This is a genomic window from Halorubrum sp. GN11_10-6_MGM, from assembly GCF_005435165.1.
Lineage (GTDB): Archaea > Halobacteriota > Halobacteria > Halobacteriales > Haloferacaceae > Halorubrum.
On sequence record NZ_SGUC01000001.1, the window covers coordinates 119,498 to 140,426 of the forward strand.

Sequence of the window (20,929 nt, forward strand, 5' to 3'; positions counted from 1 at the left end):
CATCACTCCCAACTCAACGATGCCACTCGCCACCGACGACTTCCTCGACATCGACGACGTGACGCCCGCCGAACTGGACGCCCTGCTCGACCGCGCCGCCGCGATGAAGGCGGGCGAGACCGACCCCCGACTGGGCGACGCGACGCTCGGGATGATCTTCGAGAAGCCCTCGACGCGAACGCGCGTCTCCTTCGAGACGGGGATGACGCGGCTCGGCGGGCACGCGATGTTCCTCGGTCCCGACGACATCCAGCTGGGCCACGGCGAGCCGCTGCGCGACACCGCGCGCGTCCTCGGCCGGTACGTCGACGGCGTGATGGCGCGGCTGTTCGACCACGAGGACGTCGAGACGCTCGCCGAGTACGCCGACTGTCCCGTGATAAACGGGCTCACCGACGAGGCGCACCCCTGTCAGACGCTCGCCGACCTGCTCACGATCCGGGAGACGGTCGGCGAGGACGCGACGGTGGCGTGGGTCGGCGACGGCAACAACGTCGGGCAGTCGTTCGTCGTCGGCGCGGCGATGGCCGGCCTCGACGTGGAGGTCGCCACGCCCGCCGACTACGGGATGGACCCCGACGTGTTCGACCGCGCCGCGGCGTTCGGGCTGGACGTCGAGCCCACGACGGACCCCGCGGCCGCGGTCGACGGCGCCGACGTCGTCTACACCGACGTCTGGATCTCGATGGGTCAGGAGGACGTGCGCGGCGAGAAGCTCGCCGCCTTCGACGGGTTCCAGGTGAACGCCGACCTGCTCGCGGGCACCGACGCGAAGGTGATGCACTGCCTGCCCGCGCACCGCGGCGAGGAGGTCACCGACGACGTGCTCGAATCCGACCGCGCCCTCGTCTGGGATCAGGCGGAAAACCGGATGCACGCGCAGAACGCGCTGCTCGTCGAACTGCTCGGCGACGACTGAGGCCGTCGAGGCGAAACGGGGGCCGACTCAGTACCGTCGCGACCTACCGGCGGTCCGGCGGGTCGCGGTCGTCCATGAGGAAGACGCTGTCCTGATTCGGGTCGAAGTAGACCTCCAGCGCGCGGAGCGCGCCGACGTACGCCGCGACCGCGGCGAACACGAACGAGATTGCGGCCGGAACGACGAGACCGAGGACCATGTCGGGGGCGGCTACGCACTAAACGCAGATAGGCCTGACCCAGTCCCGATGGACACCACCTATAAATAGAACGCCGTGGCGCGCGCCTCCGAGGCCGCACCGCGGCCGAGGAGCGCCGCGCGAGGGAGTCGCTGGCGGTCGAGCGAAGCGAAGACCGCCAGCGACGAGGCTGGGGAGGCGTGAGGTGCGGTCGCGTGCTGTGCGGGGCGGGACTCGAAGGGGCAGTCGCGAGGGGTCCTGTGTCGATCCCAGATCGATAAACGGAGCCGACCGGATCTAGTTCCCGGTCCAGCGCAGTATCGCGAGCGTCCCCTCGAAGAGGGCGATCATGGTGAGCGTCACGATGATCGGCGCCATCCCGGTCGGGTCGGGGCTAAAGAGGAAGGCGATCCCGAGGAACGACCCCCAGAAGATCAGCCGCTTCGCCTCCAGCCACTGCCGGGTGACGAGGTTCATCATGATCGCGAGCATGATGAAAAGCGGGATCTGGAACACGATCGCCATGAACGCGAGCATGATGACGATCAGGTTGAACGTCTCCGCGAGCCCGAAGGCGATCGTCGCGGCGTCGGCGGTGTAGGTGGTGAAGTACGAGAAGATCGCGGGCAACACGAGGAAGTGGGCGAACGCGATCCCGATCCCGCCGAGGATGAGGCTCGTCGGCACCGCCGCGAGGTAGTAGCGGCGCTCCGTCTGGTAGAGCCCCGGGCGCATGAACCGGTACGTCTCGTAGACGAACGCGGGGAGCCCCACCACGACGCCCGCGAGACCCGCAACCTTCAGCCGCGTGAGCGGGAGTTCGAGCGGGCCGTACAGCCGCGGCCGGTTCTCCATCGGCGCCGGGATGTGGTAGCTCCAGAAGTAGTTGATCAGCTCCGTCGACTCGGTGACGACGACGAGCGTCGCCAGCCCGCCGATGAGGAAGACGACCGCGAGCCGGCGCATCATCTCCTCGATGTGCGCGGCCAGCGGCATCTCCTCGTCCGTCTCCGGCCCCTCGATCCCCTCGAACGACTCGTCGTCGGCGAACGGGTCGTCCTCGACTGCGGTCGCCTCGCCGTCGGCCGGCGTCGGGGCCTCGGCGGTCGACGCGTCCGCGGCCGTCGCCGGGGTACCGCCGTCGCCGGCCGCCTCGTCGGCGTCCGTCTCGTCGGGGTCCGCGGCCGCAACGTCGTCCGCGGCTTCGGCGTCGCCAGCGTCCTCGTCGGACTCGGAATCGGCAAGCGCGTCAGATCGGTTCGCGTCCTCGGCCTCGACGACCTCGTCCGGGTCCGAGAGCGCGTCCCACGACTCGTCCGCGGAGTTCTCGTCGTCGGAGGGGTCGGCGTCGCTCGCGGCGGGCTCGACCTCGGATTCGACCTCGGGAGTCACCTCGGACTCGACGCTCTCGGACTCCTCGTCGGTCTCGGACTCCTCGCCGACAGTGCCGTCGCTCGCGGGTTCACCCTCGTCGGTCGACCCGTCAGCGGCGGCCGAGTCGTCGTCGCGCGACCGGTCCGAGTCGTCCATTCAGTTTCCCTACGCGACCGGGCGGTTATCAACCTTTTCGGATGGCCGCGTCGCTCGACGGCGGAGGCGAGGCGCGCGGCGGTCGGGGAGATCCGGACGACTCGGTTGCTCTCGACGACCCGGGACTCGGCGACCGGAGCGCCCGCGGTCGAAAAGGTTGATAACGGCGACGGCCCTCGCTCACCGTATGGCGAGCGCCCTCGACGAGGACACCCAACAGTCGATCGCGGAGGGCCAGGAGGCGGCGAAGGCGTTCCTTCGGTCGATCCAGAAGGACCTCCAGAAGGTGTTCGTCGTCTTCCTCATCGGGTTCCTCGGGACGTTCTGGGCGCTCCGCGTGTACATCTGGGACCGGCTCCGAGCGGTGACCGAGTCCAACATGAGCGCCGCGGTCGCCGAGGAGGCGGACATCATCGCGACGACGCCGTTCGAGGTGATCCTCCTCCAGGCGAAGATCGGGTTGATCGTGGGCGCGATCACCGCGATCCCACCGCTGATCTACGTCACCCGCGACGAGCTCCGCGCCCGCGGCATGTGGCCGCGGTCGCCGATCGCCCGGTGGAAACTCGCGCTGCTCGGCCTGCTCGCCGCCGGCCTCTTCTCCGCCGGCGTCGCCTACGGCGTGTTGGCCTTCTTCCCGCTGATGTTCGGCTTCCTCGCGGAGTTCGGGCTCGAAGCCGACATCCAGCCCACCTACGGGATCGTGATGTGGACGGAGTTCATCGTCTTCCTCTCGCTCTCCTTCGGGCTCGCCGGGCAGATGCCGATGGTGATCACCGGGCTCTCGTACGCCGAGATCGTCCCGTACGAGACGTTCCGGGACAAGTGGCGCTACGCGGTCGTGGCCATCTTCGTCTTCGGCGCCGTCTTCTCCCCGCCGGACCCGTTCACCCAGCTCCTGTGGGCGTTCCCGCTGGTCGCGCTGTACGGCTTCAGCCTCTACCTCGCGAAGCTCGTCGTCACGGCCAAGCGGAGCTCCGACCGCATCGACGTGCTCGGCGCGGTGCGGAACCACTGGAACGTCGTCGGCGGCGCGACCGTCCTCGGCGGCGCGCTCGTGTACGGCTTCTACGAGTACGGCGGCCGAACTGCGCTCAACGACCTCCTCCGGCTCGCGGGGAGCACTCGGCGCTTCCTCGAACCCGGCGCCGGGCTCGGCGTCGACCCCGCGACCGCGCTCGCGGTGTACGCCGCCGGGTGGGCGCTCGCGTTCGCCGCCGTCGCGACGCTGTGGGCGGTGTACACCGACCTCGACACGGCGAGCGCGGGCTACCAGTACGGCGACCCGACCGCCATCGACGTGAGCGAGCTCGACGCCGCGGGCGTGCGCGCGGCGCCCGACGACGCGTTCGCCGAGATGGAGGAGGGGGAGTCGCTCGCGCTCGCGCAGGCCGCGATGGACGACGACGACCCGGAGAAGGCGCAGGCGATCCTCGACCGCTACGACGAGGCGAACGAGGGGAGCGACGAGGAGACGGACGAGGGCGCCGACGCGAGCGGCGGCGGCGCCGGCTCCGGAGGCGGGGGCGGCGGTGGCGAGGGCGGCCTCGTCGGCTCCGTCCAGAACCGGACCTCGCGGGCGAGTTCGACGTTCCTCGCCGAACTGACCGACGGCGACGAGGAGGGCGCCGAGGACGACATCGGCGGCTACTACAAGGACCTCAAGTTCATCTTCGACTCGCTGCGCACGCGGTCGTTCCGGATCGTCGCGGTGTTCGGCGTCGTGATGGCGGCCGCGTTCACGTGGCTGTACCTCGGCGGCCTCGGCACCGTCCGCGGCGACCTCGAACGGCGCGTGCCCGCGGAAATCGAGGGCGGGATCAACATCATCACGCTCCACCCGGTCGAGGCGCTGATCTTCATGGTGAAGTTCTCGGTGCTGCTCGGGATCTTCGCCGCGCTCCCCGTGGTCCTCTACTACGCGTGGCCCGCGCTCCGCGAGCGCGGCTTCGTCGCCGGGCGGATCTATCAGGTGTACCTGTGGGCGGGCGCGCTCGGCGCCGGCATGATCGGCGGCTTCGCGCTCGGCTACGCCTACATCGCGCCCGGCATCATCGGCTGGCTCGTCACCGACGCGCGCCTCGCCGACATGGTGATCACGTATCAGGTGAGCGACTTCCTCTGGCTCGTCATCTACACGACGATCGGGATCGGCTTCCTCGCCGACATCCCGATCGCGATGGTGCTGTTGAACAACGCGGGCGTCCCCTACCGCGTGTTCCGCGAGCGCTGGCGCGAGGTGACGATCGGGATCATGCTGATCGCCGCCGTGTTCACGCCCGCCGACGTGATCACGATGTTCCTCGCGACGATCCCGCTGATGCTGGCGTACGGGCTCGGGATCGGCGTCCTCTTCGTCGTCACCCTCGGCGGCCGGCGAGACCTCTCGCCGCCCGCGGAGTTCGTGACGCGCTGAGCCGCCCGGCGTCGCACGGCCGGTCTCGGTGACGCGCGGCCCCCCACCCCCGCGACCGACGACTATTCCCGCGCGCGCCCGCAATGGCGGAGTAGAAATGAGCAAGGACTACATCGAGGTCCGCGGCGCCGAGGAACACAACCTCAAGGACCTCGACGTCCGGATTCCGCGCGAGGAGTTCACCGTCGTCACCGGGCTCTCCGGCTCGGGCAAGTCGTCGCTCGCGTTCGACACCGTCTACGCCGAGGGGCAGCGCCGCTACATCGAGTCGCTGTCGGCGTACGCCCGCAACTTCCTCGGGCAGATGGACAAACCGCAGGTGGAGTCCGTCGAGGGGCTCTCGCCGGCGATCTCCATCGACCAGAAGAACGCCGCGAACAACCCCCGATCGACGGTGGGGACCGTCACGGAGCTCCACGACTACCTCCGGCTGCTGTACGCCCGGATCGGCACCCAGTACGACCCGGTCACCGGCGAGGAGGTCGGCGAGCAGTCCGCACAGGACATGGTGAAACAGATCCTCGACCTCCCGGAGGACACCCGCGCGAAGATCGCCGCCCCGGTCGTCCGCGACCAGAAAGGCGCCTTCGAGGAGCTGTTCGAGGAGCTGGTCTCGGACGGGTACAGCCGCGTCGAGGTCGACGGCGAGCCGGTCGATCTGACCCTCGACGACCCGGACCTCGACGAGAACTACGACCACACGATCGACGTGGTCGTCGACCGCGTCACCGTCTCGCCCGACGCGCGCTCGCGGATCACCGACTCCGTCGAGACCGCGCTGGAGGAGGCCGGCGGCGTCCTCAAGCTGATCGTCCCCGACCCGCCGGCGGACGTGCCGTTCGCGTCGAACGCGCGCTCGACGGGGTCGCTCGCGGCCGACGCCGACGGCGACGACCGCCTCGTCGTCGAGTTCTCCGAGGAGCTCGGCAACCCCAACTCCGCCGTCCAGTTCTCCGCGATCGAGACGCGCTCGTTCTCCTTCAACAGCCCCTACGGCGCCTGTCCCGAGTGCGAGGGGATCGGCTCGACGAAGGAGGTCGACGAGGAGCTCGTGGTCGAGGACCCCTCGAAGCCGCTGAAACACGTGTTCGAGCCGTGGAGCTACGACCGCACCTACTACTCGCGCCAGCTCGACAACGTCGCAGACCACTTCGGCGTCGACCTCGACGCGCCGTTCGAGGAGCTCGACGAGGAGATCCGCCGGCAGTTCCTCTACGGCACCGACGAGATGGTCCACTTCGAGTGGACGACGAAGAACGGCACCCGCGAGAAGACCGAGCGGTTCGAGGGGGTCATCCCGAACCTAGAGCGTCGCCACGTCGAGACCGACTCCGAGCGCGCCCGCGACCACATCGAGGAGTACATGGCCGTGACGACCTGCCCCGAGTGCGAGGGCACCCGCCTGAAAGAGCAGTCGCGGCACGTCCTCGTCGCGGGCACGTCGATCACGGACGTGAACGAGCTGTCCATCGCCGAGGCCCGCGCGCACTTCGAGGGAATGGAAGACGAGCTGAACGAGCGCGAGACGACCATCGCCGAGGAGATCTTAAAGGAGATCCGGGCGCGGCTCGGCTTCATGGAGGAGGTCGGCCTGGAGTACCTCACGCTCGACCGCGAGGCCTCGACGCTGTCGGGCGGCGAGAGCCAGCGCATCCGGCTCGCGACGCAGGTCGGATCGGGACTGGTGGGCGTGCTGTACGTACTCGACGAGCCCTCGATCGGGCTCCACCAGCGCGACAACGACCGCCTGCTCGACACGCTGGAGGGGCTCCGCGACCTCGGCAACACCCTCCTCGTCGTCGAGCACGACGAGGAGACGATGCGCCGCGCCGACGAGATCATCGACATGGGGCCCGGCCCCGGCAAGCGCGGCGGCGAGGTCGTCGCGCAGGGCGACTTCGACGACGTGGTCGAGACCGACGAGTCGGTGACGGCCGACTACCTCGCGGGCCGAAAGTCGATTCCGGTGCCCGACGAGCGCCGCGAGGCCGACGGCGAGCTCGTCGTGCGCGGCGCCCGCCAGCACAACCTGAAGGACCTGGACGTGCCGATCCCGCTCGGCACACTGACGACGGTGACGGGGGTCTCCGGCTCCGGGAAGTCGACGCTCGTCAACGACATCCTCTACAAGGGGCTCGCCCGCGAGATGAACGACAACACCTCGGTCGACCCCGGCGCACACGACGCGATCGAGGGGCTCGACGGGATCGAGACGGTCCGGCTCATCGACCAGTCGCCGATCGGGCGGACGCCGCGCTCGAACCCCGCCACGTACACCGACGTGTTCGACCACGTCCGCGAGCTGTTCGCGGAGACGAAGCTCTCGAAGCGCCGCGGCTACGAGAAGGGGCGCTTCTCGTTCAACGTGAAGGGCGGCCGCTGCGAGGAGTGCGGCGGGCAGGGCACCGTGAAGATCGAGATGAACTTCCTCTCCGACGTGTACGTCCCCTGCGAGGAGTGCGGCGGCGCCCGCTACAACGACGAGACGCTCGACGTGGAGTACAAGGGGAAGACGATCGCCGACGTGCTCGACATGAGCGTGGAGGAGGCCCACGAGTTCTTCGAGAGCCACCGCGGGCTGGAGCGCCGCCTCAAGCTGCTGCGAGACGTCGGCCTCGGCTACATGGAGCTCGGCCAGCCCTCGACCACCCTCTCCGGCGGCGAGGCCCAGCGCGTGAAGCTCGCCGAGGAACTGGGCAAGCGCGCGACCGGCGACACGCTGTACCTCCTCGACGAGCCGACGACGGGGCTCCACAAGGCCGACGAGCGCAAGCTGATCGACGTGCTCCACCGGCTCGTCGACGCCGGCAACACGGTCGTCGTCATCGAACACGAGCTCGACCTCGTGAAGAACGCGGATCACGTGATCGATCTCGGCCCCGAGGGCGGCGACGGCGGCGGCGAGTTGGTCGCCAGCGGCACCCCCGAGGAGATCGCCCGCGAGGACGCCTCCCACACCGGGCGCTACCTCCGTGACATGCTCCCGAAGGTCGACCTCGACGGCCCCCGCGACGACCGCCGAAAGCCCGCGATCGCCGACGACGACTGAGGCGGAAGCGAAGCGGCCGCCGAGGCGGACCGGCGCGGTCGGCTCCGAGTCGGCCCGCCTCCCGTCGGCCGGCGGAGATTCGGCCGGGTCGACCCCTGCGACCCGCAGCTTGATACCGCGGCGCGTCGTCGCTCCGAGCGATGCGAGAGATCACGACGGACGACGTGCCGGAGGCCCTCGGTCCGTACTCACAGGGGATCGTCTCCGGCGACACGGTCCACGTCTCCGGGAAGACGGGCGTGGACCCCGACACGGGCGAGGCCCCCGAGTCGGTCGCCGAACAGACGACGCAGACGCTCGAAAACGTCGCCGCGATCCTTGAGGCGGCCGGAACGACGCCGGACGCGATCGTGTCGGCGACCGTCTACCTCACTGATATGGACGACTACGACGCGGTGAACGAGGCGTACCGGTCGTTTCTCTCGGAGCCGTATCCGGCGCGGACCTGCGTCGAGGTGTCCCGGCTCCCCGCCCCGCTCGACGTGGAAATCACGGTCACCGCGGAGCTCGACGGCGACTGAGGCAGAACGGTTCCGCGCTCAGAACTTCTCCAGCAGGTCGCCGTAGAACTCGCCGCCGCGGTCGTCGGCGAGCTTCTCGACGATGAGCTCCGGCGTCGACCGCGCGAGGTGGCCCTTCTTCGGCGAGCGGTTCACCCGGAGCTCGCCGTCGACGAGCCCCTCGGCCTCGATACCGTCGACCGCGACGTCGAAGTCGGCGGCGTCGCGGATCTCGCGGGCGAGGTGCGAGACGAAGACGGCGGTGGCGTCCTGGTCGTCGAGCGCCTCCAGGATGCCCGCGATGATCTTCGCGGAGGCGCCCGGTTCGGTGATCGACTCCAGCTCGTCGACCAAGACGAGCCGGCCGTCCGCGCCGTCGACGAGGTCGCCGAAGTCGCGGAGCGTCGCCTCGAACGCGCCCGCGTCGAGGGTGCCCTGCGACTTGGCGTAGTAGTGGATCTCCTCGAACCGCTCGACCGTGGCCGACTCGGCGGGGGCGGGCATCCCCATCTGCGCGAGCACGACGACGAGGGCGACCAGATCGAGCGTGGAGGTCTTCCCGCCGGAGTTGACGCCGGACAGCAGCGTCGCGCCCGAGACGGCGTAGTCGACGGGCTCGGCGTCGGCGAAGTCGACGTCGAGCAGCGGGGAGCGGCCGCCCTCGATGCGGAAGCCGGGCGAGCCGCCGTCGCCGGTGTCGGCGGCGGGGTCGACGACCTCCGGCATGACGCAGTCGAAGTCCCGGGCGAACCGCGCGATCGCCAGCTCGACGTCGAGCTCTAAGGCGTCGCGCACCAGCGCCTCGACCGGCTCGCGGAGGTCGCCGAGGTCGCTCGCGAGGTCGGCCTTCAGCTTCGCGGCGCGCCGGTCGCGGGCCGCCGAGAGCTCGGTCCGGAGCCGCGAGACGGCGCTCTCGTCGTGGTCGACGGGGAACGAGGGGTCGCCGCCGAAGACGCGCTCGGCGAGCTCCGCCTCCTCGGGTTTCAGGCGAAGCGCGTCGGCAAGGTGCTCGCGGGCGGCGTCGACCGCCGCGTCGTACTCGTCGGCGAGCTCGCGGTCCAAGAGGGAGTCGACGCGGGCGCCCTGCTCGACGAGGGAGAGGAAGTCGGTTCCCTCGATGGTGACGTCGCGCTCGCGGATCGCCTCGCGCAGGCGGTCGTCGGCGACCGACGCCGCCGTCGACACCGCGGCGTCGAGGTCGTCGACGGCGGCCGTCAGCCGGTCCAGCTCGGCGTCGCCGGCGATGGTCCCGTCGTCGTCGAGCCGCGAGAGCGCGTCGCGCAGGCGGTCGATCTCGACGGGGGGATCGGCGCCGCCGTCGGCGCCGGAGACGGGGTCGCCGGCCGCCGCGGCCGCCTCGTGGACCGCCGCGGCCGCCTCCAGCCGCTCGCGGTTCTCGGCGAAGAAGGCGAGCAGGCGCTCGGGCACCGTCTCGGCCGGCGTTTCGAGGGCGTCCGGCCGCACGCTCACGTCGCCCTCCACGTCGAGGCCGGCGAACGACTCGTCCAAGACGATCACCGACGCGTACGACCGGCCGAGCTCGGAGACGTCGCGGGCGTCCTCGACCGTTTCGACCGAGAGTTCGGGCACCTCGGCCTCGGCGCGCGCGAGCGTCTCGGCGTCGGCGGTCGCCAGACACCGGTCCCGGACGCGGACGGTCGGCGGGTCCGACAGGGGCGCGCAGTCGGCGAGCGCCTCGCGGACGGCGGGGTCGGGGTCGCGCTCCGTCGCCTCGGCGGCGAACGCCTGCGCCTCCGCGATCCGCGAGGCGGACGCGCTCGGGTAGAACGTCTCCAGCCGCTTCGCCGCGTAGTCGGTGACGGTGCGCTCGCGCAGCAGGTCGATCGCCTCCCGGTACAGTTCGCGGGCGCGGTCGGTGGCCAGCACGCGCCCGTCGTCGTCGTGGCGGCGCCGGATCGCGCCGCGAGCGATGCGGGCCGCGCGGGCCTCGTTCACGCCCGGTGCGCGGGCGATGGCGGCCACGTCGCCGGACTCGACGGTCGCGGCCGGGTCGTCGAGCTCGCGCAGGGCCGCGGCCGTCTTGGCGCCGACGCCGGGGATCGCCTCCAGCTCCATCTACCGGCCGGTATCGCGGCAACGGTCTAAAGCGTGCGGGTCGCTCCCGCGGCGCGGCGGCGGGCCGAGCGACGGCCGACGCGATCGGTTCCGCGTGCGACGCCCTTTTTCGCGCCCGCCGCTAACGCCGGCCATGAGCCGGAACGCGCGAACCGTCGGCGACGGGTCGCTCACCCCCGAGACGGCGGCGAAGGCGGCGAAGGCGCGCGACGCGCTCGGCGAGCGCGACGGCGTCCTCGTCGCGTTCTCGGGCGGCGTCGACTCCGCGGTCGTCGCGGCGCTGGCGCGGGACGCGCTCGGCGACGACGCCGTGGCGTGTACCGCCCGCAGCGAGACGCTCCCGGCGGCGGAGCTCGACGACGCGGAACGGGTGGCCGACGAGATCGGGGTCCGCCACGAGACCGTGACCTTCTCCGAACTCGACGACCCGAACTTCGTCGCCAACGACGGCGACCGGTGTTACCACTGCCGCACGATGCGGCTCGGGAGGATGTACGAGACGGCGAGGGAGCTGGGGATCGACACCGTCTGCGACGGGACGAACGCCGACGACCCGGGCGAGGGACACCGCCCGGGGCTCCGCGCGGTCGAGGAGCTCGACGTGTTCTCGCCGCTGCTCGATGCGGGGATCGCGAAGGAAGAGGTCCGAGCGATCGCCGACGCCTACGACCTCTCCGTGGCCGACAAACCCTCGATGGCGTGTCTCTCCTCCCGGATCCCGACCGGGCTGGAAGTGACCGAGGAGCGACTGACCCGCGTCGAGAAGGCGGAGCGGGTGCTCCGCGAGTGGGGGTTCGAGGGGTTCCGCGTGCGCGACCACGACGGCCTCGCGCGGGTCGAGATCGCCCCCGACGAGCTGGAGCGCGCGCTCGATCCGGCCTTCGCCGACGCCGTCCACGAACACCTCACCGACCTCGGCTTCGAGTACGTCACCCTCGACATGGCCGGGTACCGGACCGGGAGCGTGAGTCCGGGCGGCGAGGGGGAGACCGCGGACGGCGGCGGCCCGAGCGACGCGGACAGGGCGTCCGAGGACGGCGAGTCGTCGAACGGTGAGTCATCGGACGGCGGCGTCGACCTCGGACGGCAGTACCCGCGCTGAGGGCGCGAGCGGACCGAGTTCGGACCGCCGTCGGTCGCGGACGCAGTCGGCGTTATCACCCGAGAGAACCCGGCGGGAACGCTTATAACCCGTGTTACTGAACCGACACCTATGCGGGAGGCACAGGCGCTAGCGGTGATCGCCGGCGGCGTCGGGGGCTCCGTCGGGGCGTTCGTCGGCGTCGCAGTCGGCGGGTCCGCGCTCTCCGTGACGCTGACCACCCTCGGGGTCGCGACGCTCGTGGGCGTCGGCGTCATCGCGAGCGCGGTCATCGCCGGCGACGTGGAGTTCCTCGCCGACGCGGACGGCGAGTGACCGGGACGGGAGAGGGGAGACAGCGGCACCGAACCACCCGATATCGGAGTAACGTTGAAATACCGGTCCCGCGTAGCTACCGGCGATGGTCGCTGCGGCGGCGTTCTGGGTGGAGTGTGACCGCTACCACGAGCTGGCGGAGCGGTTCCAGCGCGGCATCGAGATCACCCACCCCGACCGGCTCACCGGGCGGAGCGGCTACTACAGCGAGTGCGGCTGTTCCTGGTGCGCCGAGGAGGTCACCTACTTCGAGTACCGCGGCGAGCGGCTGTGAACGGGCGGTCCGCTCGGCGGTAGCGCTCGCCTCCGACCGCGCGCTTCAAGGCCCCGCCGCGACGAACGAACGCCATGAGCCTCATCGCGTTCGACTTCGACGGGACGCTCTCCGACTCCGAGATGACGGTCCTGCTCGCGGAGCGGGCGGGCGTCACCGACGAGGTCGCCGAGATCACCGAGCGAGCGATGAACGACGAGATCGGCTACGCCGAGAGCCTCTATCAGCGCGCGGAGCTGCTGGAAGGCCTCTCCGCGGCGGACGTCGAGGACGCGTTCGACGCGGTCCGGATCCGCCCCGGCGCCGCGCGCCTCATCGAGCGCTTGCGCGACGAGGGCCACCACGTCGCCGTGCTCACGGGCGGGTTCGAGCGCGGGGTCGAGGCGGCGCTCGCCCGGGAGGGGGTCTCGGTCGACACGATCGTCGCCAACCGGCTGCCGACCGGACCGGACGGGGCGCTCACCGGCGAGGCCGAGGGACCGCTGATCGAGGGGACGAAGGACGACGCGCTCGCCGACCTCGCGGCCGAGGTCGACGTGCCGATGGCGGAGACGGTGGCGGTCGGCGACGGCGCAAACGACCTGCCGATGCTGGAGGTCGCCGGGCTCGCGGTCGGTTTCGTCCCCAAGTCCGCGGTGCGGCCGGTCTGCGACGCCGTCGTCGCCTCCATGTACCGGCTCGGAAAGGTGCTGGAGGCGCACGGCGTGCTCGCGGACGGCGAGTGAGCGCGGGACGGGGCAGCCGCGGGGAGGCGCGACGCGCTCGCGACGGTTCCCGATACCTGACCATGTTTGGCTCAAACGTTAATCAGCGACGAACCGAACGCCGTCGTATGAGCGTCTTCGCTGGGGTGGTCCGATGCTGCCGACGCTGACGTATCTCCAGTTTCACCTCGTCTTCAGCCTCCCCATCGTGGCGCTTCTGTGGTACCTCGCCCCCCGATACGAGCCGACGCGCCGGCGGCGGGCGACCGCCGGCATCGCGATCCTCGTCGCGATCGCGTACCTCTACACGACGCCGTGGATCAGCTACATGATCCGCCGGGGGGCGTGGGGGTACGCCGACGGCGCGGTGCTCGTCCGGGCGCTGTCGATCCCCCTCGGCGAGTACCTCTTCTTCACCGTTCAGACCGTCGTCACCGCGTTCGCGCTCCACCTGATCGGGTTCGACCCGACGTTCCGCGAGGGGGACTTCGACCGCGCGCCGCGGGCCGCGGGGGTCGTCGTCGGCCTCGCGATGGTGCCGATCGGATTGGGGCTCGCGTCGCTCGACCCGTCGTACCTCTATCTCGGCGGGCTGATCGCGTGGGTCGGCCCCGTCCTCGCACTCCAGTGGGGGGTGGGCGGCGGATACCTCGTCCGGACGCCGCGGACGTGGCTCGCGGCGACGTTCCTCCCGGCCGCGTACTTCTGGGTCGCGGACCGGATCGCGATCGGGATGGGCACCTGGTATCTCTCCCCCGAGCTGACGACCGGGATCGCGGTCCTCGGGCTCCCGGTCGAGGAGATGCTGTTCTTCGCCTCGGCCGGGGTGATGACGGTGAACGGGCTCGTGCTGTTCGAGTGGGTGCTCGACTGGAACGACCGCCGCCGGGCGGTCGCGGAGCCGGTCGCCGGTGGCGGGTCGGAGGCGTCGGACCCCGACGTGCCCGGACCGGAGCCGCCGACCGACCCGGACCCCGACGTGGTCGATGACTGAGGCGTCGCCGACGGGGGCGTCGGCCGCTCCCCGTCTCACGGGGGCGCACGAGCGCGACGCCGGTGAAGGATCGGGAGATACCGGCGGAGACGCGGACGCCGCCGCCGAGCGAGTCGACCGCTGGTTCGCGCGGCGCCCGGCGCTGGCGCTCGCGGCCCTGCTCCCGGTCGGCGCCGTGACCCCCCTGTTTCCGGTCGAACTCGGCGTCGCGACGTTCGCGCTCGGCACGCTCGTCGTCGGGATGGCGCACGGCGCGGTCGACCACCTCGTCCCCCTTCGAGCCGCGCCGGGCGTGTCGCTCCGGCGGTCGATCGCGGTCGTCTCGGTCGCCTACGCGATCCTCGGCGCCGCGGTCGTCGCCGCGTTCTTCCTCGCGCCCGTCGCCGCGTTCGTCGGGTTCATCGCGCTCACGTGGCTCCACTGGGGGCAGGGCGACGTGGCGACGCTCGCGATCGCCGGCGTCGACCACTTGCCCACGTCGGCGGAGCGCTGGCTGGCGCTCGTCGTCCGCGGGGGCCTTCCGATGGGCGTCCCGCTCCTCGCGCATCCGGAGGAGTACCGCCTCGTCGCGGAGTGGATCGTCGGGCTGTTCCTCGTCGATCCGGGAGCGGCCGCGACGGCGGTCGACCCCCTGTTCACGCCGGGGGTCCGACTCGGCGTCGGCGTCGGGATGGCGGCCGCGACGTTGGCGTCGGTGGGGCTTGGCTATCGGCGAGTCCGCGGCGGCGCTCGCAGCGGGCGCGACGCGGGAGGGTGGCGCCGCGACGTCGGTGAGCTGGCGGTGCTGTGGGCGTGGTTCCTGCTCGCGGCGCCCGTGTTCGCGATCGGGGTGTACTTCGCGCTGTGGCACGCGCTCCGGCACGTCGGGCGGCTCGTCCTCGTCGACCCCGCGGCCGCGAGCGCGGCGTCCGCCGGCGACGCGGTCGGGGCGCTGGCGCGGTTCGCCCGCGACGCCGCGCCGCTCACGCTCGGCGGGTTCCTCGTCGTGGGCGCGGTGGGCGTGGCCGTGCCCGCGGGCGTCGCCGCGCCCGGCGATGTGCTGGCCGTGTCGCTGGTCGCCATCGCCGCCATGACCCTGCCGCACGTCGCCGTCGTCGCGTGGCTGGACCGGCGGCAGGCGGTGTGGCGGCCGGGCGGCCGACGGCCGAGCGGCGACTGAGGGGAGCGAGGCCCTCAGTCTCCCCAACCGGGCGTGCCCGGCGCGCCGGCGTCGTCCTCCACGTCGCGGACGAGTCGGTCGCGCGCGTCGGCGTCGAGGCCGACGAAGTCACCGTCGTCGCCCGCACGGTCCGTCCACTCGCGGACCGCGGTCCCGACCCACGAGTCGGCGTCGCGGGCGGCCGCCCTCGCGTCGGCCATGCGGTCGCGAGCGACCGACAGCGACCCGGGCCGGGAACCGACGGCGGCGCCGGCGAAGCGCGCGCGGTCGTCCGGAGTCTCCTCGCCGTCGCGGAGTCGGGCGACGACCCCGTCGAGCTCGTCGGGGTCGGGGTAGGCGAAGACGGTCGCGCCGAGCGCCTGCGGACCGAACGCGGGCGCCGGGAGGTCCGCCGGGGGCGCGTCGTCGAGGAGGCGCTCGCCGCCGCCGGCCGCCGCGACGCGCTCGCACTCCGTCTCGGCGCCGAGTTCGAGGTTGTGGCCGGGGTACGTCGCGCAGGTGCGCGGGTAGCGGTCGGTGTCGTGAATCCGGCACTGGAGCGTCGTCGGGTCGAGGAACGCGCACGCGCCGAGCCAGCGCGGCTCGTCGGTGCCGATCGGTGCGACGGGCTTGGGGGGCTTCCGGAGGCCGACGACGAAGACGGGCCGGTCGTCGACCGCGGCGAGGTCGACGCCGTCGATCCGGACGCTGTCGTCGCGCTCCGCCGGCTCGAACAGCCGGGGGACCAGGGCGTCGCCGAGACCGTCGTCGACGAACCGGGCGACCTCGTCGCGGGTGAGCGGCGCGAGAGCGTAGACATCGTCGAGCGGCGGGCGGGAGCCGGTCCGGTCGGAGCCGGCGGCGTCCGGGTCGAGCGGCCGCCAGTCGACGCAGCAGCCGGCACAGCCCTCGCAGTCGAGCTCCATACGCCCGTGCTAACGGTTCGCTCGGTGATAAGCGATCGGCGTGAGTGGAGTTCGACGGAGGGCGGGCCGTCGCCCCCGTCTCAGAGCTCGCCCTTCGTGCTCGGCGTGTCGCTCCGCCGCTCATCGAGGCGGGTGGCGCCGTCGAGCGCGCGCGCCAGCGCCTTGAACAGCGCCTCCACCTCGTGGTGGGCGTTGTCGCCGGTCTCGACCGCTGCGTGGAGCGTCAAGCCGGCGTTGTGGGCTAACGACAATGCGAAGTGGTCGGCCATGACGCTCGTGAACTCGCCGACCGACTCCTGCGAGAACTCGCCGGAGAACTCGTAGTAGGGGCGGCCGGCCACGTCGACGACGACGCTCGCGACCGCCTCGTCGAGGGGGACGCGGCGGTCGGCGTACCGCCGGATGCCGCGCTTGTCGCCGAGCGCCTCGTCGAACGCCTCGCCGAGACAGATCGCCACGTCCTCGACGGTGTGGTGGTCGTCGATGTCGAGGTCGCCGTCACAGCGGACCGTGAGGTCGAAGAGCCCGTGTTTGGCGAACGACGCCAGCATGTGGTCGTAGAAGCCGACCCCCGTGTCGACCTCGCTGTCGCCGTCGCCGTCGACCGCGAGGGTGAGTTCGATCGTCGTCTCGCTCGTCTCGCGGGTGACGGCCGCAGTCCGTTCGTGCTCGCTCATACCGGCCCGTCGCGGGGGATTCGTAAGTCGGTTGCGGGTGTGGAGACGATCTCGACCGCTCCGCGGTCGGGCGTCTCGAACGCTCCGGGGGTAGCTATTTATAAATCGACGCTCGCGGCGACCTCCCGGTACTCCGGGTCCCACACGTCGAGCGCGTGGACGCGCCACCGGACCGGGTCGAGCTCGGCGTCGACGAGGTCGGCGACCCCGCCCGGTTCGGGGTTCCCGCCCCGCGCCAGCGTCACGTGCGGGACGTACTCCTCGCCCTCGATCCCCTCGATCGCGCCGAACGCCGCGCAGAGCCGCCGGTGGAGGCGAACGAGTCCGTCGCTCTCGACTGCGAGATACACGACCGGCCGCGACCCCGACCGCGGCGCGTCGAAGACGTCGACTCCGGTCACCGCGACCTCGAAGGGGTCGGTTCCGGCGAGGGGTCGGCGGAGGCGCTCGCGCAGGCGGTCGAGCGCCGCCTGTCGGGGCGGAACGTCCCGATCGCCTCCCTCGGTCTCGGTCCTCCCGCGCTCGCCGTCCCGCACGTCCGCGACGCCGAACCGCTTACAGACGAGGGTGTGGCGCTCGCGAACCGTGTCGAACCCCGCCAGTTTCGGGTGGAGATCGGTCGCGAGCCGACCGACTGCGGGCGGGAGCGGCGCGTTGAGGCTGAACACGACGACGGCCGGCTCAGATCCGATCGGCGAGGTGTAAGGCGATGACGACGACGAGCGCGATCCCGATCAGCGTCGGGAGCGCGTCGAGGAGCCAGAAGGCGATGTCGAGGACGGTCCCGACGATCTCCAGCAGAAGCCACGCGATGACGAGCAGTAACACGAGCTTCAGGAGGTCGTCGGTGTCGATCTCGGCGCGGTTCATGCCCCAACGGGCGGGCGGCAGCGGTAAAAAGACGATGGTGACGGGCGGAGCCGAGGGGTCGGCGCCGGCCCCTCGACCGGCTTCGGCCGACCGGCCGCAAACGCGTCCGTTACGCGATCTTCTCGTACTGCTCGGAGAGCTTCTCCGCGGCCTCGTCGAGCAGTTCCGACTCGTACTCGTCGAGGTCCCACTCGACGACCTCCTCGACGCCGTTCGAACCCAGCTTCGCGGGCACGCCGAGCGCGGTGTCGTCGTAGCCGTACTCGCCGTCGAGCACGACCGAGCAGGGGAGCACCTCGCCGGTGTCGTTGAGGATGGCCTCGACGGTGTGGGCGACGCCCGTCGCCGGGCCCCACTGCGTGGCGCCCTTCCGGCTGATGACGTCCATCGCGGACTCCTGGAGGTCCGCGAGGATCTCCTCCTTCTCGTCGGCGTCGAACGACGGGTCGCGGCCGTCGACGCGCACCTTCGAGAAGACGGGCGCCTGCGCGTCGCCGTGCTCGCCGAGGATCGTCGCCTCGACGTTCTTGACGGGCGCGTCGAAGCGCTCGGAGAGGACGTAGCGGAAGCGCGCGGAGTCGAGCCGCCCGCCGAAGCCGACCACCTTGTGGCGGTCGCGGTCGCCCGCCTCGTAGAGGTGGCGGTTGAGCAGGTCGACCGGGTTCGAGGTGGTGACGGTGACGAAGTCGTCGTTGTGCTCGGCGATGGAGGCGCCGATGTCCTCCATGATCGGCGCGTTGTCGCCGGCCAGATCGATCCGGGTCTGCCCCTCCTTGCGCGGGATGCCGGCCGTGATGACGACGACGTCCGAGCCGGCGGTGTCCTCGTACTCGCCCTGCCGGACGGTCGTGTTCGAGTCGTAGGCGACGCCGTGGTTCGCGTCGGCCGCCTGCCCGATCGTCGTCTCGCGCTGGTCCGGGATGTCGACGAAGACGAGCTCGTCGACCACGTCGCGCAGCGCGAGGTTGTAGCCGGCCGCGGCTCCGACGGTCCCCGCCGCACCGATAACGCTGACCTTTGTCATACCGTCTTGATCCGCGACCGGACGGCGAGTAAACGTTTCGGAACCCCCCAACGCCCGCGAGCGCCGTCGCGAAACCCCTAACTCCCGCGGCGTCGAACCGACGTCTCGTGCCGACGTTCCGCTACCCGTGTCCCGGCTGTCGGACGACGAACAGCCTTCACGACGCCGACTGCGAGTTCGAGGGCGTGAGCTGGCCGACCGTCGAGAAGGCGTACACGGACCTCCTCGCGGTGCTGTCCGCGGAGCCCGACGGCCTCTCGGAGGCGGCGCTGCGGGACGCGGTCCCCGCCGACTGGGGCGGGCTCCACAAGGCCGCGCTCGGCGCGCTCCGCCGCGACCAGCGCGTCGTCGAGGACGGCGACCGCCTCCGCCTGCTCACCGCCGCGGAGTTCAAAGAGCGCGTCTCCGAGCCCACCCGCGAGCCGATGCGCACCGTCTACGAGCACGGCTCGGTCCCCGGCTGCCACGACAACGCCGTCTTCGCGATGGTGGCGTGGTACGAGATGGTCGGGCTCTCGTGGCCCGAGACCCGCGAGAACGTCGCCGAGTGGCTCCGGAACTCGGGCGCGTGGGACCGCGGCGGCTTCGAGGAGTCGACGCCCGAGGAGCTCGTCGACGCCAAGCGCCACGTGTACGACGAGGGGTACGGCTGGAAGGAGAAGGGGCAGGCCGCGAAACGCGTCATCGAACGGCACATCTGAGCCCGCCTCACGGTCGCCCGCTCGACTCGCGACGACGCCGCTCGCTTAAGTCCCCGCGCGACCTCTCGCCACCGTGACACACCCGGAAGCCGGCGCGGCGCCGAGCGGGGGCGACCTCGACGACGTCGCCGATGCCGCCGATCCAGACGCTGTCGACGACGAAAACGGCTCCGACCGCCCTCCGGCCGTCGCGAACCCCCGGCGCGCGCTCGCGGTCGTGATCGGCGTCGTGTTCATCGACCTCGTCGGCTTCGGGATCGTGATCCCGATACTCCCCTTCTACGTGCGCTCGTTCGGCGTCAGCGACGCCTTCATCGGGCTGCTCGCGGCGTCGTACTCGCTCGCGCAGTTCCTCGCCGCCCCGACCCTCGGCCGGCTCTCCGACCGGATCGGGCGCCGTCCCGTCCTGCTCGCGTCCCTCGCGGCCGCCGGCATCGCGTGGGTGACCTTCGGCTACGCCGGGACGGCGGGGGCGCGGTTCGGTCCCGTCGCCGCGCTCGTCGTGCTGTTCGCGTCCCGGGCGCTCGCGGGAGCCATGGGCGGGAACATCGCCGCCGCGCAGGCGTACGTCGCCGACATCACGCCCCGGGACCGGCGCGCGGGGGCGCTCGGACTCGTCGGCGCGTCGTTCGCGCTCGGGTTCGTCTTCGGACCGGCGATCGGCGGGCTCCTCGCCGCCGATCCCGTGGTCGCCCGCGCCGACGCGCTCCTCCCGTCGTTCGTCCCGGCGACGGCGTACTCGCTGCCGAGCTTCGCGGCCGCGGGGATGAGCTTCCTCGCCGTCGCCGTCGGCTTCCTCCTCTTGGAGGAGCCGAACCGGACGCGACCGGCGGCGGAGACCGAGGGGGGTCCGCCCCGACGGACGACCCTCGTCGGCCAGTTCCGCGACGCGCTCGCCTCCGCGACGCTCCGGCCCCTCACGGTCGCGTACTTCGTCGTGGCGGTCGCGTTCGCGGGCGTTCAGGTGATGTTCATCCCGTACGTGGCGGACGCGTTCGGCTACGACGCGACCGCCGCGGCGCTGCTTCTCACCTACGTCGGGGTCCTCGGCGCGGTGAACCAAGGCGTCGTGGTCGGGCGGCTCTCCCGGCTCGTCCCCTCGCGGACGCTCGTCGCCGCCGGATCGGTCGTCCTCGCGGCCGCCCTCGTCGCGCTCCCCGCCACCGGGGTGGTCGACCGGAGGGTCGGCGACGTCGCCCTCGGGGGACCGGAGTGGCTCACGCTCCCGCTGGTCGCGCTGCTCGCCGCGCTCGCGGCGCTGTCGCTCGGCAACGCCCTCGTCAACGTCTCGCTGGCGACGCTCGTCTCCGCCTCGGCGGACGACGCGGCGCAGGGGGCCGCCTTCGGCGTGACGCAGGGGGCGTCGAGCCTCGGGCGGACCGTCGGCCCGCCGCTGATGGCGGTGCTGTACACCGTCGCGGTCGCGTCGCCGTTCCTCGCGGGCGCGCTGCTGCTCGCGCCCGTGGCGGTCGCGTTCGGTCGCCGAGCCCGGTGAGAGGGGCCGAGCCCCGTAAGGGAGTCCGAGATCGGGCGCCG

At 71.7% G+C, this 20,929-nt stretch carries 20 protein-coding genes; 12 read left to right on the plus strand and 8 right to left on the minus strand.

The genetic code is table 11. From position 1 onward, the window contains the following. Positions 1-19 precede the first annotated feature (19 nt). The gene (gene argF, locus EXE46_RS00585) at positions 20-919 is read left to right on the plus strand and encodes an ornithine carbamoyltransferase (protein WP_137686562.1); all 900 of its coding nucleotides are present in this window, start codon (positions 20-22) and stop codon (positions 917-919) included. A 43-nt stretch (positions 920-962) separates the two neighbouring features. Here the strand turns inward: argF and EXE46_RS16960 are convergent, their stop codons facing one another. Beyond that, the gene (locus EXE46_RS16960; RefSeq protein ID WP_199234083.1) at positions 963-1,118 is read right to left on the minus strand and encodes a hypothetical protein; all 156 of its coding nucleotides are present in this window, start codon (positions 1,116-1,118) and stop codon (positions 963-965) included. 276 nt (positions 1,119-1,394) lie between these two features. Next, on the minus strand, positions 1,395-2,627 hold the full coding sequence (locus tag EXE46_RS00590; protein ID WP_137686563.1) for a twin-arginine translocase subunit TatC: 1,233 nt from the start codon (positions 2,625-2,627) through the stop codon (positions 1,395-1,397). A 187-nt stretch (positions 2,628-2,814) separates the two neighbouring features. Here EXE46_RS00590 and EXE46_RS00595 point away from each other — a divergent pair, with 187 nt between their 5' ends. The 3 genes from EXE46_RS00595 to EXE46_RS00605 all read left to right on the plus strand — a co-directional run bounded on the left by EXE46_RS00595 (position 2,815) and on the right by EXE46_RS00605 (position 8,613). Further along, positions 2,815-5,043 carry a twin-arginine translocase subunit TatC gene (locus tag EXE46_RS00595; RefSeq protein ID WP_137686564.1) on the plus strand — a complete coding sequence of 743 codons (2,229 nt, stop codon included), beginning with the start codon at positions 2,815-2,817 and terminating at the stop codon, positions 5,041-5,043. Between the two features lie 97 nt (positions 5,044-5,140). Further along, entirely contained in the window at positions 5,141-8,092 is a 2,952-nt protein-coding gene (uvrA, locus tag EXE46_RS00600; protein WP_137686565.1) for an excinuclease ABC subunit UvrA, read from the plus strand. Positions 8,093-8,232: 140 nt separating this feature from the next. Next, the gene (locus EXE46_RS00605; protein WP_121597134.1) at positions 8,233-8,613 is read left to right on the plus strand and encodes a RidA family protein; all 381 of its coding nucleotides are present in this window, start codon (positions 8,233-8,235) and stop codon (positions 8,611-8,613) included. Positions 8,614-8,631: 18 nt separating this feature from the next. Here EXE46_RS00605 and EXE46_RS00610 read toward each other — a convergent pair whose 3' ends face one another. Then, positions 8,632-10,668 (minus strand): helix-hairpin-helix domain-containing protein, encoded by a 2,037-nt coding sequence (locus EXE46_RS00610; protein WP_137686566.1) that lies wholly within the window; start codon positions 10,666-10,668, stop codon positions 8,632-8,634. A gap of 133 nt (positions 10,669-10,801) precedes the next feature. On the opposite strand from EXE46_RS00610, the gene larE reads away from it, so the two are divergent. The 6 genes from larE (at position 10,802) to EXE46_RS00640 (ending at position 15,216) form a co-directional block, all read left to right on the plus strand. Next, the gene (gene larE, locus EXE46_RS00615) at positions 10,802-11,770 is read left to right on the plus strand and encodes an ATP-dependent sacrificial sulfur transferase LarE (protein ID WP_137686567.1); all 969 of its coding nucleotides are present in this window, start codon (positions 10,802-10,804) and stop codon (positions 11,768-11,770) included. Positions 11,771-11,881: 111 nt separating this feature from the next. After that, positions 11,882-12,085 carry a hypothetical protein gene (locus EXE46_RS00620; protein ID WP_137686568.1) on the plus strand — a complete coding sequence of 68 codons (204 nt, stop codon included), beginning with the start codon at positions 11,882-11,884 and terminating at the stop codon, positions 12,083-12,085. Positions 12,086-12,170: 85 nt separating this feature from the next. After that, positions 12,171-12,359: a hypothetical protein gene (locus EXE46_RS00625; RefSeq protein WP_137686569.1), complete on the plus strand. Its 189-nt coding sequence runs from the start codon at positions 12,171-12,173 to the stop codon at positions 12,357-12,359. A gap of 74 nt (positions 12,360-12,433) precedes the next feature. Further along, positions 12,434-13,084 carry a phosphoserine phosphatase SerB gene (gene serB / locus EXE46_RS00630; RefSeq protein ID WP_137686570.1) on the plus strand — a complete coding sequence of 217 codons (651 nt, stop codon included), beginning with the start codon at positions 12,434-12,436 and terminating at the stop codon, positions 13,082-13,084. A 133-nt stretch (positions 13,085-13,217) separates the two neighbouring features. Next, positions 13,218-14,057 carry a lycopene cyclase domain-containing protein gene (locus EXE46_RS00635; protein WP_137686571.1) on the plus strand — a complete coding sequence of 280 codons (840 nt, stop codon included), beginning with the start codon at positions 13,218-13,220 and terminating at the stop codon, positions 14,055-14,057. Beyond that, on the plus strand, positions 14,050-15,216 hold the full coding sequence (locus EXE46_RS00640) for a Brp/Blh family beta-carotene 15,15'-dioxygenase (protein WP_137686572.1): 1,167 nt from the start codon (positions 14,050-14,052) through the stop codon (positions 15,214-15,216). The genes EXE46_RS00635 and EXE46_RS00640 overlap by 8 nt, the downstream gene beginning before the upstream one ends. Positions 15,217-15,230: 14 nt before the next feature. Here EXE46_RS00640 and EXE46_RS00645 read toward each other — a convergent pair whose 3' ends face one another. From EXE46_RS00645 to mdh, 5 genes are all read right to left on the minus strand, one after another. Continuing rightward, on the minus strand, positions 15,231-16,121 hold the full coding sequence (locus EXE46_RS00645; protein WP_137686573.1) for a YkgJ family cysteine cluster protein: 891 nt from the start codon (positions 16,119-16,121) through the stop codon (positions 15,231-15,233). An 80-nt stretch (positions 16,122-16,201) separates the two neighbouring features. Beyond that, positions 16,202-16,798, minus strand: a complete 597-nt coding sequence (gene hisB, locus EXE46_RS00650) for an imidazoleglycerol-phosphate dehydratase HisB (protein WP_137686574.1) — start codon at positions 16,796-16,798, stop codon at positions 16,202-16,204. 98 nt (positions 16,799-16,896) lie between these two features. After that, positions 16,897-17,466, minus strand: a complete 570-nt coding sequence (locus EXE46_RS00655; RefSeq protein ID WP_137686575.1) for a 2'-5' RNA ligase family protein — start codon at positions 17,464-17,466, stop codon at positions 16,897-16,899. Positions 17,467-17,479: 13 nt separating this feature from the next. Next, entirely contained in the window at positions 17,480-17,668 is a 189-nt protein-coding gene (locus EXE46_RS00660; RefSeq protein ID WP_137686576.1) for a hypothetical protein, read from the minus strand. Between the two features lie 109 nt (positions 17,669-17,777). Further along, positions 17,778-18,692, minus strand: coding sequence for a malate dehydrogenase (mdh, locus tag EXE46_RS00665; RefSeq protein ID WP_137686577.1), 915 nt, complete (start codon positions 18,690-18,692; stop codon positions 17,778-17,780). Between the two features lie 107 nt (positions 18,693-18,799). On the opposite strand from mdh, the gene EXE46_RS00670 reads away from it, so the two are divergent. Together EXE46_RS00670 and EXE46_RS00675 are read left to right on the plus strand one after the other, a co-directional pair. After that, positions 18,800-19,393, plus strand: a complete 594-nt coding sequence (locus EXE46_RS00670) for a hypothetical protein (protein WP_137686578.1) — start codon at positions 18,800-18,802, stop codon at positions 19,391-19,393. Positions 19,394-19,466: 73 nt separating this feature from the next. Beyond that, positions 19,467-20,888, plus strand: a complete 1,422-nt coding sequence (locus tag EXE46_RS00675; protein WP_137686579.1) for an MFS transporter — start codon at positions 19,467-19,469, stop codon at positions 20,886-20,888. Positions 20,889-20,929 lie beyond the last annotated feature (41 nt).